Origin of the sequence: Sphingomonas sp. (genome assembly GCF_025362505.1) — a bacterium.
Taxonomy (GTDB): Bacteria; Pseudomonadota; Alphaproteobacteria; order Sphingomonadales; family Sphingomonadaceae; genus Sphingomicrobium.
Window position 1 is genome coordinate 35,649 of sequence record NZ_JANYGG010000111.1, and the last position, 13,695, is coordinate 49,343.

The window sequence follows — 13,695 nt, forward strand, 5'->3', positions numbered from 1 at the left end:
TCGTTTCTGTGCAGTCGGCGTTCCTTTAAATAGCCGGCTCGTAATGCTGTAACTTATATGACTGCTGCCATTACTCTGTCGAGGACTGATCATGACTTCGCGTAGTACATCGTTCGCCCTCGCCGGGATCGGCCTTTTGCTTGCGGCCTGTACCCAGTCCGGCGCTCCAGTCTCCACAGTGGCCAGCGACGACCAGGCCACCGACCGGGCCGACGGTCGCGATTGGCCAGGCTTCGGCCGTACCGAGGGCGAGCAGCATTTCAGCCCGCTGGGCGAGATCAACGCGTCGAACGTCGCGAAACTCGGCCTCGCCTGGTCGCTCGACCTGCCTCCCGGCAATTCGGCGACCGGCCCGATCGAGGTCGACGGCACGCTTTATTTTGCGCGCTTCTATTCCGAGGTGAACGCGGTCGACGCCGCCACCGGCAAGCCCTTGTGGAAATATGATCCCAAGGCACCGGAAGTGTCGGGCGTCCGCCTCCGGCAGGGCTGGGGCAGCCGCGGGATCGCCTACTTCAACGGCAAGATCTACACGGCAACTCAGGACGGCCGCCTGATCGCACTCGACGCAAAGACCGGCCAGCCGGTATGGACTACCCAGACGCTCGACCCCGGCGACTTGCGCTTCATCAGCGGGCCACCGCGCATCATGGATGGAAAGGTGCTGATCGGCAACGGCGGCGCCGACGTTGCCGCGATCCGCGGCTATATCACGGCCTATGACGCCGAAACGGGCAAGCAGGTGTGGCGTTTCTGGACAGTCCCCGGCGACCCCGCCAAGGGCTTCGAGAACGACGCGATGAGGATGGCCGCAAAGACCTGGGCAGGCGACTGGTGGACCAAGGGCGGCGGCGGCACCGTGTGGAATGCGATGAGCTATGATCGCGCGACTAACACCGTGTTCATCGGCACTGGCAACGGCAGCCCGTGGAACCGCAAGATCCGCTCGGATGGCAAGGGTGACAATCTGTTCCTCTGCTCTATCGTCGCGCTCGACGCGAAGACCGGCGCCTACAAATGGCACTATCAGATCAACCCGGGCGAAAGCTGGGATTATAACTCCGCGATGGACATGGCACTGGCCGACCTCACCATCGCCGGCCAGCCGCGCAAGGTCTTGATCACGGCGCCCAAGAATGGCTTCGTCTATGTCATCGACCGGCTCACCGGAAAGCTCATCTCGGCCAAGCCGTTCGTCCCGGTGACGTGGGCCAAGGGCATCGACATCGCCACTGGCCGCCCGATCGAGAACCCCGGCATCCGCTACGAAAGCGGAGTTGCTACGATCTCGCCGGGCCCGATGGGCGCGCATAGCTGGTTGCCGATGGCGTTCAGCCGTCAGACGGGGCTGGTCTACATCCCGGCGATCGACCTCAAAGTGACCTATGACGACCGCGGCATCACCGCGCAGAACTGGAAGCGCAAGGGCGGCTTGGCGCTCGACTACGCCGTCAACCCGACGATCGCCTTCCCCAAGGGCAATGAGGACAGCGCGAGTTCGCTCGTCGCCTGGGACCCGGTCCGGCAACGCGAAGTATGGCGCGTCAAGACCCCGATACACTTCAACGGCGGCGTTCTGGCGACCGGCGGCACCCTCGTCTTCCAGGGGCAGATGGACTCGAAGTTCAACGCCTATGACGCGCGCAATGGCCACTTGTTGTGGACCTTCGACGCCAAGGCTCCGGTGATCGCTCCGCCGATCAGCTACAGTGTCAACGGCAGGCAATATGTCACGGTGATCACCGGCAACGGCACCAGCGGTGGCTTTCTCGGCTCGGCGCTCGCCCGCTATGAGATCGATTATCGCACCCAGGCCCGGCGCGTGCTGACATTCGCCATCGGCGGCGGGGCGACGCTGCCGGCCAAGATCCCCCATGTCGTCAAGGCGATCGACGATCCAGACTTTGTCTCGGATCCGACAACCGAGGCGCGCGGCAGCATGGTCTACGACACGCGCTGTCTTGTCTGCCACGGTGGCGGGGTCGCCGCTGCGGGCACGGCCCCCGATCTGCGCATGTCGGGCGCGATCCTGTCGCAGCAGAGCCTCGACGCGATCGTTCACGACGGCGCTCTCGTCTCTCAGGGAATGCCGAAGTTCGACGAATTGACTGACCAGGAACGGTCTGATGTCCGCCAGTTCCTGCGCGCCGCCGCAAGCTCGCTGCGCAAGTCTCCGCCGACGCCCAAACCCGCCCCCTAGCCGAGCGTCCTGAGCGGCTCGCTGCCATCCCAGCCAACTGCGGCTTGCTTGATCATGGCGAACATCTCGAGCATCGCCGGCTGCGGCTCAATGATCTCGACCATCGTCCCGGGCCACGCTTCATCGGTTTCGAGATAGGCGAAGCGCGACAGCGGCAGCTTGCCCTCGATCGCAACCCTGATGCCGGCTCCCCGCGCTGCCGCCATCTGCGCATCATAGTCGACCGCCCAGCTGCCCAGGTGATGCAGTCCGCTGCGCCCGGCGTCGAGAAAATCGCGATAGGGCGACGGATCGCTCCCCGGCACGATGACCTCGATCATCGTGTCGCCGCTATAGGCGAGCGCGGCATGGCTAAGGATGTCATAGGCCGTGGTCGCCTCGTCATGGCGCTTGAGCCATTCGAACGGCAGCGGAGTTGGGAACAGGAAGAAGGGCCCGACCCCGACGACTCGACTCATGTGGTCGAGAAACGGCTCGAGCTCGGGGACGACGTAAGCCATTTGGAAGATCGGCCCGAACAAACGGCTCATCGCATCGCTCCTTCTGCTGGTCCCGCCTGGCGGGGAATCATCGCAAGTAATTATCATGGCCGCGAAAAGCCCACTTGTAAAACAAGCATGATTGTCTTTTTATCGGTTCCAGCAAAGCCCCGAAGCTGCTATGGAAGAATCAGGAGACGAGCGATGGATTATCCGAACCTGCTGTGGGACATTCATGCTGGCGAGGAGCATCCGTTCAACGCCCACGCGCCGCAGATCGACAATGGCACTGGCCGCTGCAGCCCCGACCGCTATCACGACCGCGATTTCGCTGCCGCCGAATGGGATAAGGTGTTCGCCAAGAGCTGGCTGCTGGCCTGCCCGGTGTCCGACGTTCGCGAGGCCGGCGACTTCGCCACGTTCGACATCGGCACCGAAAGCTTCATCATCGTTCGCGGTGATGACGGCGACGTCCATGCCCATTATAATGTCTGCCCCCATCGCGGCTCGCGGCTCGTCGCCAGCGACACCGGCTCGCTCGCGCAGTTCAGCTGCCCGTTCCACAGCTGGAAATTCAACCTCGAAGGCGAGAGCATCGCCGTCACCGACCCCGAGACGTTCCGCCCCGAAGTGCTGTGCCACGACCGAAACCTGACCTCGCTGCGGTGCGAGGTCGCCGCCGGCCTCGTGTTCGTCTCGATGGACCCCGCCATCCAGCCGCTGAAGCAATGGCTCGCGCCGATCCTGCCACAGCTCGAGCTCTATCAGATCGATCGGATGCACGTCATCCAGCACCGCAAGTCCGATTGGGGCGCCAACTGGAAAGGAGGGGTCGACGCATTCGCCGAAACCTATCACCTCCATGCGATCCACCCCCAGACCCAGTGCCTGATGGACGATCGTACCCAGATCGACCTGTGGCCGGGCGGGTTTAGCCGCCAGTTCGTGCCATTCGCCCAACCCTCGCCGCGCTTCGGCGACCAGGACAGCATCAATCCCGGAATCGCGATGATGCTCAAGGACGCCGGGATCGATCCGGCCGTCTTTTCGGGCTCGGCGAAGGACAGCCGCGCGGCGATCCAGCAAGCCAAGCGCGCTCGCTCGGTCCAGTACAACCTCGGCTACGACCGCTTCAGTGACACACAACTGAGCGACTCGACGATCTATTCGGTGTTTCCCAACGCCCAGATCGGCTGTCATCCCGAAGCGGTCTTCCTCCACCGCTTCCTCCCCAATGCTGACGACCCGAACCAGTTCACTTATGACACCATCATCCTTTATTCGCATGTCGAGGCTCCGGGCTATGCACCCCCTGCGTGGATGGGGCTGAGCACCGAGCTCGATGTGACCGGCGACACTCGTCCCGACGTCGTGCACACCGGGCTCGGCGAGCCGCCGGGCTTGGGTGAAGTACTCGATCAGGACTCGGACTTGTTGCCGATCGTCCAGGCTGGCGCCCGCTCGCGCGGCTTCCGCGGTCCTTTGTGGAGCGAGCAGGAAGCCCGGCTTCGCCATTTCCACGCCGAGCTCGACCGGATGATGGCGAACTGACCGGCGGATGGGCGATCCGGCACTCGCGCTCCCCCACCGCGCGTTCGAGGATCTCGCGGTCGGTGAGAAGCGCCGTTCGCGTGACAAGCATGTCGAGCTTGGCGAGGTGCTCGACTTCGCGCGCGCCTATGATCCACAATGGTTTCACGTCGATCCCGAACTGGCCAGGCAATCGGCGTTCGGCGGGGTCGTGGCGAGCGGAATTCACGTCATGGCGATGTGGCGAATCCTCGATCACGAGATCAACGGCGATATCGACTTCGTGTGCGGCATCGGCTGGGACGAGCTTCGCCTCAAGCACGCCGTGCGGCCCGGCGACACGATCCACGTGACGTCGGAAATCATCGATCTTCGTCCCTCGAATAGCAACACCGCCCGCGGCACCGCGATTACCCGCTATGCGGTCATCAACCAGCGCGGCGAGGACGCGGTCACCTTCACCAGCATCAACCTCGTCTACACCCGCGGCGGACGCGACCGATCGGCAGACTCGATCCGGTAGCCGATCCGCGGGAAATGTAAGGCGACGACCCCGGCGCGATTATCGCGGCGGCGGATGATGATCTCGTCGTCGCTTGCGGCAATCAGCTTCCCTTCCGCCGCTGTCTGGGGATGCGCGACCGGGAAGACGCGCACTGTGTCTCCGCCGGCGTCATCGGTAAGGCCCACCGACCGGGCCTCCGCGATTGCTTCCTCAGCCGTCATTTCCGATCGCTCCCCCGTCCCGAATGCCGCCATCCGCTCGCACCACCGCGCAATCGCCGGTTTTCCCGCCAGGATTGACGGCCCGCTCGCAACATGGCCGCCCAGCATCCACAAGGGAAAGTAAGCGCCGATGTCGGCCCACTCGGGCTCCTCGCCGAGAAGGAATGCACGCCCGTCGCCGAGCTGGGCTTCGATCAGCGCCGCATGAGCCGCGAGTTGCGCGCGGAAATGATCGGCGTCGTGGGCAAAGCTGTCAAAGTCGAGGTCGGTGAAATAGGCCGACCGCTCGGTCAGCAATCCGTCGGGCATCGCCGCCGCATTTTCGTGCATCGCCAGTGCCGCGCCGGGCGGGAACACCGCCTCGTCGCTCCAATGCTGCAGTCCGAAATTGACCAGCGGCCCCGAGCGAAGCAGTGGCGGGTCGGGAAAGCGTCGCTCGATCTCGGCAATGATCAGCCGCGAATCGCAATAGATGTCGGCCCCGACCTGAAGCACCGGTGTCCCGCGATAGCCTCCGGTCAACGCCAGCAGATCGGGCTTGGGCATGGCCATCGGGATTTGCACCGAGCGCCACGCCAGCCGTTTGATCCCGAATGCCAGCCTGGCCTTCTCCGCGAACGGCGATGGATCATGATGGTGAAGAATGGGGGTCGCGAGGTTCATTCGCCGAACTCGGCATAGAGCACATCGTCCTCGATGCTCGCCGCGAACACTCCGATCGGCTTGCTCGTCAGCGTCCCGCTCGGCGACCCGTCGCGAAGGTCGAAGCGCACGCCGTGCAACGGGCAGAAGATGAAGGGTCCCTTGATCTTGCCGCCCGCCAGCGGCGTGAATTGGTGGCTGCAGCGATTCTCGATCACGAACGTTCCCGCACTCGACCGGCAGACGAGCAGCGAACGCCCTGCGACCTCGACTGGAGTCCCTCCGTTCGTTGCCAACTCATCGAGCGCGGCGATGCGGACCCGCGCCATGCCTAGCGTCGCTGGTCGAAGCGGCGGCCGAGCATGGCGCTTGCGATATTGGTCTTCTGGATGTCGATCGCTCCGCCTGCGATTCCCCATCCCCAGCTGTCGCGCAGTCGCCGCTCCATCGGGAATTCCTTTGAATAACCATAGGCGCCCATCAGCTGCAGCGCGTCACCGGTTACTTCGCGCGCAATGGTGTTGCTGAAGCATTTGCCGATCGAGCTTTCGAGCACCGACGGCAGCCCGTCCTCGGCATTGGCCGCGGCCCGCCAGATCAGCAGCCGTGCCGCATCGACCTTCATCTGCATCTCGGCGAGCTTGATCTGGACCGCCTGGAAATCGGCGATCGGCTTGCCGAACTGCTTTCGCTGCAAGACATACTCCTTGACGTCGTCGAGCGCGCCCGACGCCTGGCCGAGCGCCATCGTCGCATTGCCGCAGCGCTCCAGGTCGAACGCCTCCATCAGTTTGCGGAAGCCCCCGGCGGGGACCACGATATTGCCGACCGGCACTTCGCAATCGTCGAAGTTGAGATCCGACGAAGGGATGCCGCGAAAGCCCATCAGGCTCTCGTTGGGGCCGAACGACAATCCCGGCGCGCCTTTTTCGACCAGTACCGCGCCGATCGACCGGGCGCCGGGCTCGTCGGAAAGGCGGCAATAGACGAGATAGGCATCGCTGTGCCCCCCGCCCGAGCACCAGCGCTTGGTGCCGTTGAGCACGATCTTGTCGCCGCGCACGACGCCCTTGGTCTTGAGGTCGGTCAGCGCAGAGCCGGCGTCGGGCTCCGACATGGATACCGCGATCACCATCTCGCCGCGACAGACCATCGGCACCACCCGATCGCGTAACGCCGTGGGCGCGAAATACTCGATGGCGCGCACCGGTCCGACCGAGGATTCGAAGATCGGGAAAGCCACCGCCGAGGAGATTTTGGCAAATTCCTCGAGCACGACCAGCGCTTCGATATTTCCCGCGCCAAGTCCGCCAAGCGCGGTCGGCACGTTGATCCCGAGGAACCCCATCTCGGCATAGCGCAAAACCAGTTCATGGCTCGGCGGCTTGTTGTCGCGCTCCAATTCGGCGGCGATCGCCGGCAGTTCAGCGCGGGCGAAGTCGCGCGCGGTGGCCTGCAGTTGGCGTTGCTCGTCGGTCAGTCGAAAATTCAATGCTCGTCCCTTTTCGCTCGTGCCGTCACGCCTCGACGACATCACCCAGCACTTGCGCCACCCGGGCGTCGGGCGGAACCTGGTTGAGGCCAATCCGCCGGTCGAGTTCCTCGTGCCAATGATAGATCCGCCGCTCCTGGTAATTGAGCGGCATGCCGCGAAACCCCCTGCTTTCGAGCGACTCCTGGATCTGCGGTGCGAACTGCAAATCCTCGTAGAGGATGCGCTCCCAATTCGCGATCCGCGTGTCCCACAGCGGGTTGGACGCGGCCGGGTCATAATCGGGTCCGATCCAGGTCGACACCACGCGGCAGCTTCGGTCGGTCACCGGCCAGAACTGGAGCAGCGGCACCCCACTGTCCGACGGCGGCATCACGAAATTGGGGTAGATCAGATAGCTGACATTGTTGTTTGCCGGCACCTCGGTCACGGTCGCGATCTTGGGCATCCCGATCGTCCCCGGGTCCTGCCATTCGGGCCGGCTGTTGGGCGTGATCATCCGGCTATGCCCGTTGGGCCACAGCGTGATCACCATCCCGCGATGATCGAGGAAGCGGGCGACCGTCTTCTGGTGGATCGACTGGACGTGATAGACTTCGAGGAAGGCGTCGAGCAGCACCTTCACGTTGCATTCGACCTCATAGCTGCGCGAATCGACCAGCCGCAGCGTGCCAAACTGATATTGTTCGAATTCCTTCGCCATCGGCGCGACGTGCTGGGCCAGCGGTTCAGCCTCGGGGTCCTCGTTGATGAAGATGAGGTTGCCGATGCTTTCGCAGCGCACCGCAACGAGCGACCGGCAGCTGAAATCGAGATCAACGAAATCGCGCCTGTCGCGCACCGCGACCAGCTTGCCCTCGAGCGTGTAACTCCAGCCATGATAGGGGCAGACGAACCCCCGCGATTCTCCGCTCATCTCGGCGACGAGCGGCGCGCCGCGGTGCTGGCAGGTGTTGTAGAAGGCGCGAATGTCGCCCTCGAGACCGCGCACGACGAGGATCGGCGCGCCCGGATCGCGCGTCAGGAACCAGCTGCCCGGTTCCGGGAGCTGATCGGAGTGCCCCGCATATAGCCACGCCCGCCGCCACATCCGCTCACGCTCAAGCTCGAGGAATTCGGGGTTGGTATAGCGCACGCCAGGGATGTCGGGCAGGCTCGGGAAATTCTCGGGCGGAGCCTTGCGGCCACGCTCGTAATCCATTGCTTGCTTGAACCCTTCAGCCGTCGCGGCATCCATCGTCATTACCTTGGTTGCACTGGGTTGCGCCTAGCACAGCTTGTGATAAAAACAATCACGAATGTCTTTTTTAGGAGCCAGTGCCGATCGCCTTGTCGCTTCACCAGCTGACCGCGCTCGACGCCTCGCCGCTCGAGCTGGTCGCCATCGCCGGTGAGCTCGAGGTCGAGTTCGTCTGCCTGTTCACCCATGTCCCCGACGCAGCAGCCGGTCGCTACCCGTTCGTCGATCGGGCGGATGTGGACTCGTTACGCGCCGCCCTCGACGAGTATGGGGTTCGCCTCGGCAATGTCGAGGTCTTCCCGCTCGACCGCTCTGGACCGCGCGATGAATTCGAACCCGCGCTGGCGATTGGCGCGCAGCTTGGCGCGACCCGCGCTACCGCCCACGTCCACAATATCGCGAGCGACCAAGAGGCGAGCGATCGTTTCGCTGCGTTCGCCGCCCAAGCCGCGAACCACGGCCTCATCGCCGGGCTCGAGTTCAACAATTTTTCCGCCGTCACCGATCTTGGAGAGGCCGCCCGCATCGTCCGCGCCGCCGGTGTGGGATCGGTTGTCCTCGACACGCTCCATCTCGTGCGCAGCGGCGGCACGGCCGGCGACGTTGCCCGTGCCGCCGAACTCATCGATTATGCTCAGCTAAGCGACGGCCCCGCCTTCATGCCCGGCGAGGAACGCTGGCGCGAAGCGGTCGCCGAACGCCTAACGCCGGGTGACGGCGACTTCCCGCTCGCCGCGCTGATCGCCCCGCTCGCGTACGGCACGTTGTTCGAGGTCGAAGTGCCCCAGTCCGCCGCGCACAAGGCCGGAGTTCCCGCGCTCGACCGCTGCCTCCGCGCGGTCACAGCCAGCCGAGCGCTCCTTGCCCGCCACCGCCAGGATTCCGCGCCATGATCTCACTCGACATCCTCCAATATGCCTTCGTCGTCCCCAACCTCGATGCCGCGATGCACGAGTGGCATCGCACGTTCGGGGTCGGTCCGTTTCTCGTCAATCGCGACCTCCAGATCGCGGACGCGCTCCATCGCGGGAAACCGCGCGCGGTCCGCTTCTCGACCGCCGTCGCCCAGTCGGGCAGCGTCCAGATCGAGCTTGTCGAGCAGCACGACGACGGCCCTTCCGCATTTCGCGACACCGTCCCGGCCGGAGAGACCCGCTTCCACCATGTCGCGATCATCGCCGACGATTTCGACGCCGCGCTCGCCCGCTACGCCGATGTCGAGATCGCCGCGCAAGGCCGTTTCGGCGACATCCGCTTTGTCTATCTCGATACCAGCGCGACGCTCGGCGCGATGCTCGAGATCCTCGAGGACCGACCCGCCATCCGGGCCTTTTTCGCCGCCATCCGCAAGGCCGCCGAGCGGTGGGACGGCGACCCCGCAACCCTTGTCCGCGTGCTCTAGCCAGCGCCTCCGGCGGCTGCCGCCGTTCGCGCTGCCTTCACCGAAGCGGCAATCTCGGCATTGCGCGGGTTGCGCCGGAGTGTCAGCCCGCCGTTTACCTGCAACACCTGCCCGGTCATGAAGCACTCGTCCGACGCCAGCCACAGCGCCGCCGCGGCAATGTCCTCGCTCGTTCCGACGCGGCCCAGCGGATATTCCTTCACGAAGGCCTCGATGATCGCCGGATTGCGCGACGCGCGTTCGGTCATCGGGGTCGTCGTGAACCCCGGCGCGATCGAGTTGGCGCGGATCCCGCGATAGCCGAACTCGTTGGCGATGCAGCGAATGACATGATCGCAACCTGCCTTGGTACCCATGTAGGCGGCATGATCCTCGAGCATGATCGACGCCGTCGCCGACGAGATCTGGATCAGCGACCCGCCGTCGCGCATCACCCGCAGAATCGCCTGGTAAAACAGGATCGCACCGGTGAACTGGAGCGCGACGATCCGCTCGATCTCGTCCTTGCTCGTCTCGAGAAACGGTTTGAGCAGCCCCCAGCCGGTAGCGTTCAGCGCAACGTCGATTCCGCCGAAGCGGTCGAGCGCCGTCGCCGCGAGCCGCGCGAGGTCGGCCTCGTCGCCGATGTCGCACACCACCGCGGCGCCGCCGATCTCCCTGACGAGCTCCTCGAGCGGCGCCTCGCTCCGCCCGGCGACCACGACGCGTGCGCCGGCCCCGGCAAAGGCGCGCGCGATCGCCTGCCCCATATTGTCGCGCCCCGCCGCCCCGATCACGATCGCGACTTTGCCGTCCAGCTGGCTCATCATGCCCTCCCGTTCGCCGTCAGTCCTGACTGGAAAATCGCGGCGCCCCGATGCACCGATTTGCCTCTCCGGCCCGCCACGGCAAGCCAAAATGATGGCACGAACTTCTCTCCACAAAAAGACACAATTGATTGTTTTTCCAAAAACGTCGATGAAACTCCGATAACGAGGAGTGGATGTGCGGATGGACAGCCCGGCAAAACATCATGTGCGGCCGGATCCCAATGATCCCAGTCGGCCAAGTCGAGGCATAAGTGACGACGAACTCCTCCGCCGCGACTCGGTGTTCCGGCCCGATCTCCTTGTCGGCAAGCGAATCCTCGTCACCGGTGGCGGCAGTGGGATGGGCAAGGCGACTGCGGTCCTCGCCGCCCGACTCGGCGCCACCGTCGCCATCTGCGGCCGCAATTTCGACAAGCTCGAGCGCGTCCAAGCGCTAATCGGCGAGGCGACCGATCGTCCGGTTCTCGCACGCAGCGTCAACATACGCGATCCCGATGCAGTCGAGGCATTCATCGGCGAGATCCACGACGAGTTCGGTGGTCTCGACACGCTAGTCAACAATGCCGGCGGCCAGTTTCCGCAGGACGCGATCGAGTTCAGCCGCAAGGGCTGGCTCGCGGTGATCGACACCAATCTCAACGGTAGTTGGTGGATGATGCAGGAGGCCGCCAAGCGCTGGAGCGAGGCCGGCGTCCCCGGCAACATCGTCAATATCGTCGCCAACGTCGAACGCGGCATGCCCCAGGCCGCGCATACCTGCGCCGCACGCGCTGGCGTGATTTACCTCTCGAAGACACTCGCCACCGAATGGGCTCCGCTCAACATCAGGGTGAATTGCGTCGGACCCGGCGTGATCGAGACCGAGGGTTTCGGCGTTTACCCCGAGGAAGCGCTCGTCCGTTTCCACAAGGCCAACCCGATGAAGATGCGGGGCGATGCCTGGGATGTCGCCGAGAAGATCATTTACCTCGCCTCGCCCGCCGCGCGCTTCGTCAACGGCGAGCTCAGCATCATCGATGGCGGCCAGGCGCAATGGGGCGTGATCTGGCCGGGCGGAATGCCCGATTATTTCAACGAAACCGGCGCCGCCTGAGTGTTGGTACAGCAGGAGAGAGACAGATGACGGGTCGCGTTGCGGGCAAGATTGCCCTGGTCACCGGAGGCGGATCTGGTCTCGGCGCCGCCGATTGCGCTGCGCTGGCGCGAGAGGGAGCGACGGTGATCGTTACCGATGTCGCGCTCGACACCGCGCAGCGCGTTGCCGACCGCATCGGCAACGGCGCGCTCGCGCTCGCGCTCGATGTCGCCGACGAAGCCAATTGGCTGTCGGTCATCGCCGAAATCGATCGCCGCTTCGGCAAGCTCGACATCCTCGTCAACAATGCAGGGATCGTCCAGATGGCCGACTGCGAGGACGTCACGCTCGACCAGTTCCGCCGGGTCAACGCGATCATGAACGAAGGCGTTTTCCTCGGCTGCAAACACTCGCTTCCCCTCCTGAAGCGTGCCGACAATGCCTCGATCATCAACATGTCGTCGACCGGCGCGCTGCTCGGTTACCCGATCTTCTTCGCTTACTCGGCGGCCAAGGGCGCGGTGCGGTCGATGACCAAGTCGATCGCGGTGATGTGCCAGGAAAAAGGCTATCGCATCCGCTGCAACTCGGTTCACCCGGGCGCGATCGAAACCCCGATGGTCCAGGAAGCCGAGGGCCGCGTCGGTCAGGAACAGCCGGTCGTTGCCGGGGTCCTCCCGCCCAGCGCGAAGGGTGCGCCCGAAGACGTCGCCAACATGGTCCTGTATCTCGCCTCGGACGAATCGAGGTTCGTCAACGGTGCCGAACTGGTGATCGATAACGCGGTAACAATTCGACCCTTCTGACCAGCGTGTAAACCATCAACCTTGCGAGCAGGATCGGAACCGGTGCGGTCGGTTCGCGCGCCCCCCGACAGCAGAAAAGTACACCGCGCCAGCCGTCGCGCGGTCTGCTTCACGCGGCGAATGTTCCGAATGTTCGCACTGACGTGGGTTAAGTTCGGACCAAGCGACGGGCCGGAAAGCAGCGGCACGACAGGGCTGGTTCGGCGACTCGGCATCCGCGGACGGTGACAGAAAGCAGGGGCTGTAGGACAGTGTTTTCTTGCCCGCCGCTGGTGCATGGTGGGCGGATGGCAGTGGACCACGGAGCAGGACGATGAAGCGAAGCACGCGGGCGTTGATCGGCGGGGTGTTGATGGCGGCGATGGCAAGTGGCTGCGCGCCGATCGGCGGCGGCGCGATAAGCGCTGCGCCGGGGCGGAGCGTGGCGCTGATCGCGGGCGACGGGCGAGTGATCGGAGCGGTCGTGGTGGCGGCCGACGGGGCGATGACGGTGCGGGTTGCGGCGGGCGGACTGGCGCCGGGGATGCACGGGCTGCACCTCCACGCGGTCGGGCTATGCACCGGCCCGGGGTTCGCCAGCGCCGGCGGGCACCTCAATCCCGGCGGCAAGCAGCACGGTCGCGACAACCCACTGGGCGCGCACCTCGGCGACCTGCCCAATGTCGAGGTCGGCACTGACGGCGGCACGGCGTGGATCGCGCCGCTTGGGGGCGAACTCGACGATGCCGACGGCACCGCGCTGGTCGTCCATGCGAAGCCCGACGACTACCGGACCGACCCGAGCGGGGCGAGCGGCGACCGGGTGGCGTGCGCGGTGGTTGGGGCGGCGCGGTAGGGGAGTTTCAACGTGCCATGGCAATGTTGAACGCTTCTGGACTGCACTGGTCAAACTCGCCCCTTCGTTCAATTACGCACTGCCCATAACCACGACCCGCATCACGTCGCGGCGAACGGGCGGGCGGGCGGGCAGCGGTGCGGTCAAGAAATTGCCGCGCGCAGCCTGTCCGGGGAACCGGCGAGCACGGTAATGCGCTGCGGCGGGCGGGGATCGGCTATGTCGAGGTGGTGCCGGGGGATACACCGGCGGAGTTGCGACGGGTGGTGGAGCGGTTGGTGCGGGGAGTTTAGCGCACTGACACCGTAATTTCGGGAAATTATACCAAGTCCCTTGGGCTCTGACTCAACGCGGGGGATTCCCAAGACGGCTATGATCTGATTCAACATCGCAAGCTGTGGGAGGTTTGCGATGGCGTCGGCGGTCGGGCTGCGGGGTGATTTTGATGGGGTGGGGCTG

Annotated in this window: 14 protein-coding genes; 8 read left to right on the forward strand and 6 right to left on the reverse strand. The window is 64.7% G+C overall.

Features of this window, described 5'->3' with window-relative positions; genetic code table 11:
* Nucleotides 1-91 precede the first annotated feature (91 nt).
* Entirely contained in the window at nucleotides 92-2,200 is a 2,109-nt protein-coding gene (locus Q0R27_RS10820; RefSeq protein ID WP_293944377.1) for a PQQ-dependent dehydrogenase, methanol/ethanol family, read from the forward strand.
* Here Q0R27_RS10820 and Q0R27_RS10825 read toward each other — a convergent pair.
* On the reverse strand, nucleotides 2,197-2,730 hold the full coding sequence (locus Q0R27_RS10825; RefSeq protein WP_293944380.1) for a VOC family protein: 534 nt from the start codon (nucleotides 2,728-2,730) through the stop codon (nucleotides 2,197-2,199). The genes Q0R27_RS10820 and Q0R27_RS10825 overlap by 4 nt on opposite strands.
* A 153-nt stretch (nucleotides 2,731-2,883) precedes the next feature.
* On the opposite strand from Q0R27_RS10825, the gene Q0R27_RS10830 reads away from it, so the two are divergent.
* Nucleotides 2,884-4,230 carry an aromatic ring-hydroxylating dioxygenase subunit alpha gene (locus Q0R27_RS10830; protein WP_293944382.1) on the forward strand — a complete coding sequence of 449 codons (1,347 nt, stop codon included), beginning with the start codon at nucleotides 2,884-2,886 and terminating at the stop codon, nucleotides 4,228-4,230.
* Nucleotides 4,231-4,237: 7 nt separating this feature from the next.
* Nucleotides 4,238-4,732 (forward strand): MaoC/PaaZ C-terminal domain-containing protein, encoded by a 495-nt coding sequence (locus Q0R27_RS10835; protein WP_293944384.1) that lies wholly within the window; start codon nucleotides 4,238-4,240, stop codon nucleotides 4,730-4,732.
* Here Q0R27_RS10835 and Q0R27_RS10840 read toward each other — a convergent pair.
* From Q0R27_RS10840 to Q0R27_RS10855, 4 genes are read right to left on the reverse strand one after another with little or no spacing between them, the layout of a single operon-like run.
* Nucleotides 4,687-5,598, reverse strand: coding sequence for a glutathione S-transferase family protein (locus tag Q0R27_RS10840; protein WP_293944385.1), 912 nt, complete (start codon nucleotides 5,596-5,598; stop codon nucleotides 4,687-4,689). The genes Q0R27_RS10835 and Q0R27_RS10840 overlap by 46 nt on opposite strands.
* The gene (locus Q0R27_RS10845) at nucleotides 5,595-5,906 is read right to left on the reverse strand and encodes a Rieske 2Fe-2S domain-containing protein (protein WP_293944387.1); all 312 of its coding nucleotides are present in this window, start codon (nucleotides 5,904-5,906) and stop codon (nucleotides 5,595-5,597) included. The genes Q0R27_RS10840 and Q0R27_RS10845 overlap by 4 nt, the downstream gene beginning before the upstream one ends.
* Before the next feature lie 2 nt (nucleotides 5,907-5,908).
* The gene (locus Q0R27_RS10850) at nucleotides 5,909-7,069 is read right to left on the reverse strand and encodes an acyl-CoA dehydrogenase family protein (RefSeq protein ID WP_293944389.1); all 1,161 of its coding nucleotides are present in this window, start codon (nucleotides 7,067-7,069) and stop codon (nucleotides 5,909-5,911) included.
* 25 nt (nucleotides 7,070-7,094) lie between these two features.
* A complete protein-coding gene (locus tag Q0R27_RS10855; RefSeq protein WP_293944391.1) occupies nucleotides 7,095-8,306 on the reverse strand; it encodes an aromatic ring-hydroxylating dioxygenase subunit alpha in 1,212 nt (403 codons plus the stop codon).
* Nucleotides 8,307-8,386: 80 nt separating this feature from the next.
* On the opposite strand from Q0R27_RS10855, the gene Q0R27_RS10860 reads away from it, so the two are divergent.
* Both Q0R27_RS10860 and Q0R27_RS10865 read left to right on the forward strand, forming a co-directional pair.
* The gene (locus tag Q0R27_RS10860) at nucleotides 8,387-9,202 is read left to right on the forward strand and encodes a TIM barrel protein (RefSeq protein ID WP_293944392.1); all 816 of its coding nucleotides are present in this window, start codon (nucleotides 8,387-8,389) and stop codon (nucleotides 9,200-9,202) included.
* On the forward strand, nucleotides 9,199-9,711 hold the full coding sequence (locus Q0R27_RS10865; protein ID WP_293944395.1) for a VOC family protein: 513 nt from the start codon (nucleotides 9,199-9,201) through the stop codon (nucleotides 9,709-9,711). Before Q0R27_RS10860 ends, Q0R27_RS10865 begins: the two co-directional genes overlap by 4 nt.
* Here the strand turns inward: Q0R27_RS10865 and Q0R27_RS10870 are convergent.
* Nucleotides 9,708-10,517 (reverse strand): SDR family oxidoreductase, encoded by an 810-nt coding sequence (locus Q0R27_RS10870; RefSeq protein WP_293944406.1) that lies wholly within the window; start codon nucleotides 10,515-10,517, stop codon nucleotides 9,708-9,710. The two genes, Q0R27_RS10865 and Q0R27_RS10870, sit on opposite strands and share 4 nt — an antisense overlap.
* Nucleotides 10,518-10,800: 283 nt before the next feature.
* Here Q0R27_RS10870 and Q0R27_RS10875 point away from each other — a divergent pair, with 283 nt between their 5' ends.
* The 3 genes from Q0R27_RS10875 (at nucleotide 10,801) to Q0R27_RS10885 (ending at nucleotide 13,236) form a co-directional block, all read left to right on the forward strand.
* Nucleotides 10,801-11,613, forward strand: coding sequence for an SDR family oxidoreductase (locus Q0R27_RS10875; RefSeq protein ID WP_293944397.1), 813 nt, complete (start codon nucleotides 10,801-10,803; stop codon nucleotides 11,611-11,613).
* A gap of 26 nt (nucleotides 11,614-11,639) precedes the next feature.
* Nucleotides 11,640-12,401 (forward strand): SDR family oxidoreductase, encoded by a 762-nt coding sequence (locus Q0R27_RS10880; RefSeq protein WP_293944398.1) that lies wholly within the window; start codon nucleotides 11,640-11,642, stop codon nucleotides 12,399-12,401.
* 313 nt (nucleotides 12,402-12,714) lie between these two features.
* Entirely contained in the window at nucleotides 12,715-13,236 is a 522-nt protein-coding gene (locus Q0R27_RS10885) for a superoxide dismutase family protein (protein WP_293944400.1), read from the forward strand.
* Nucleotides 13,237-13,695: the final 459 nt, after the last annotated feature.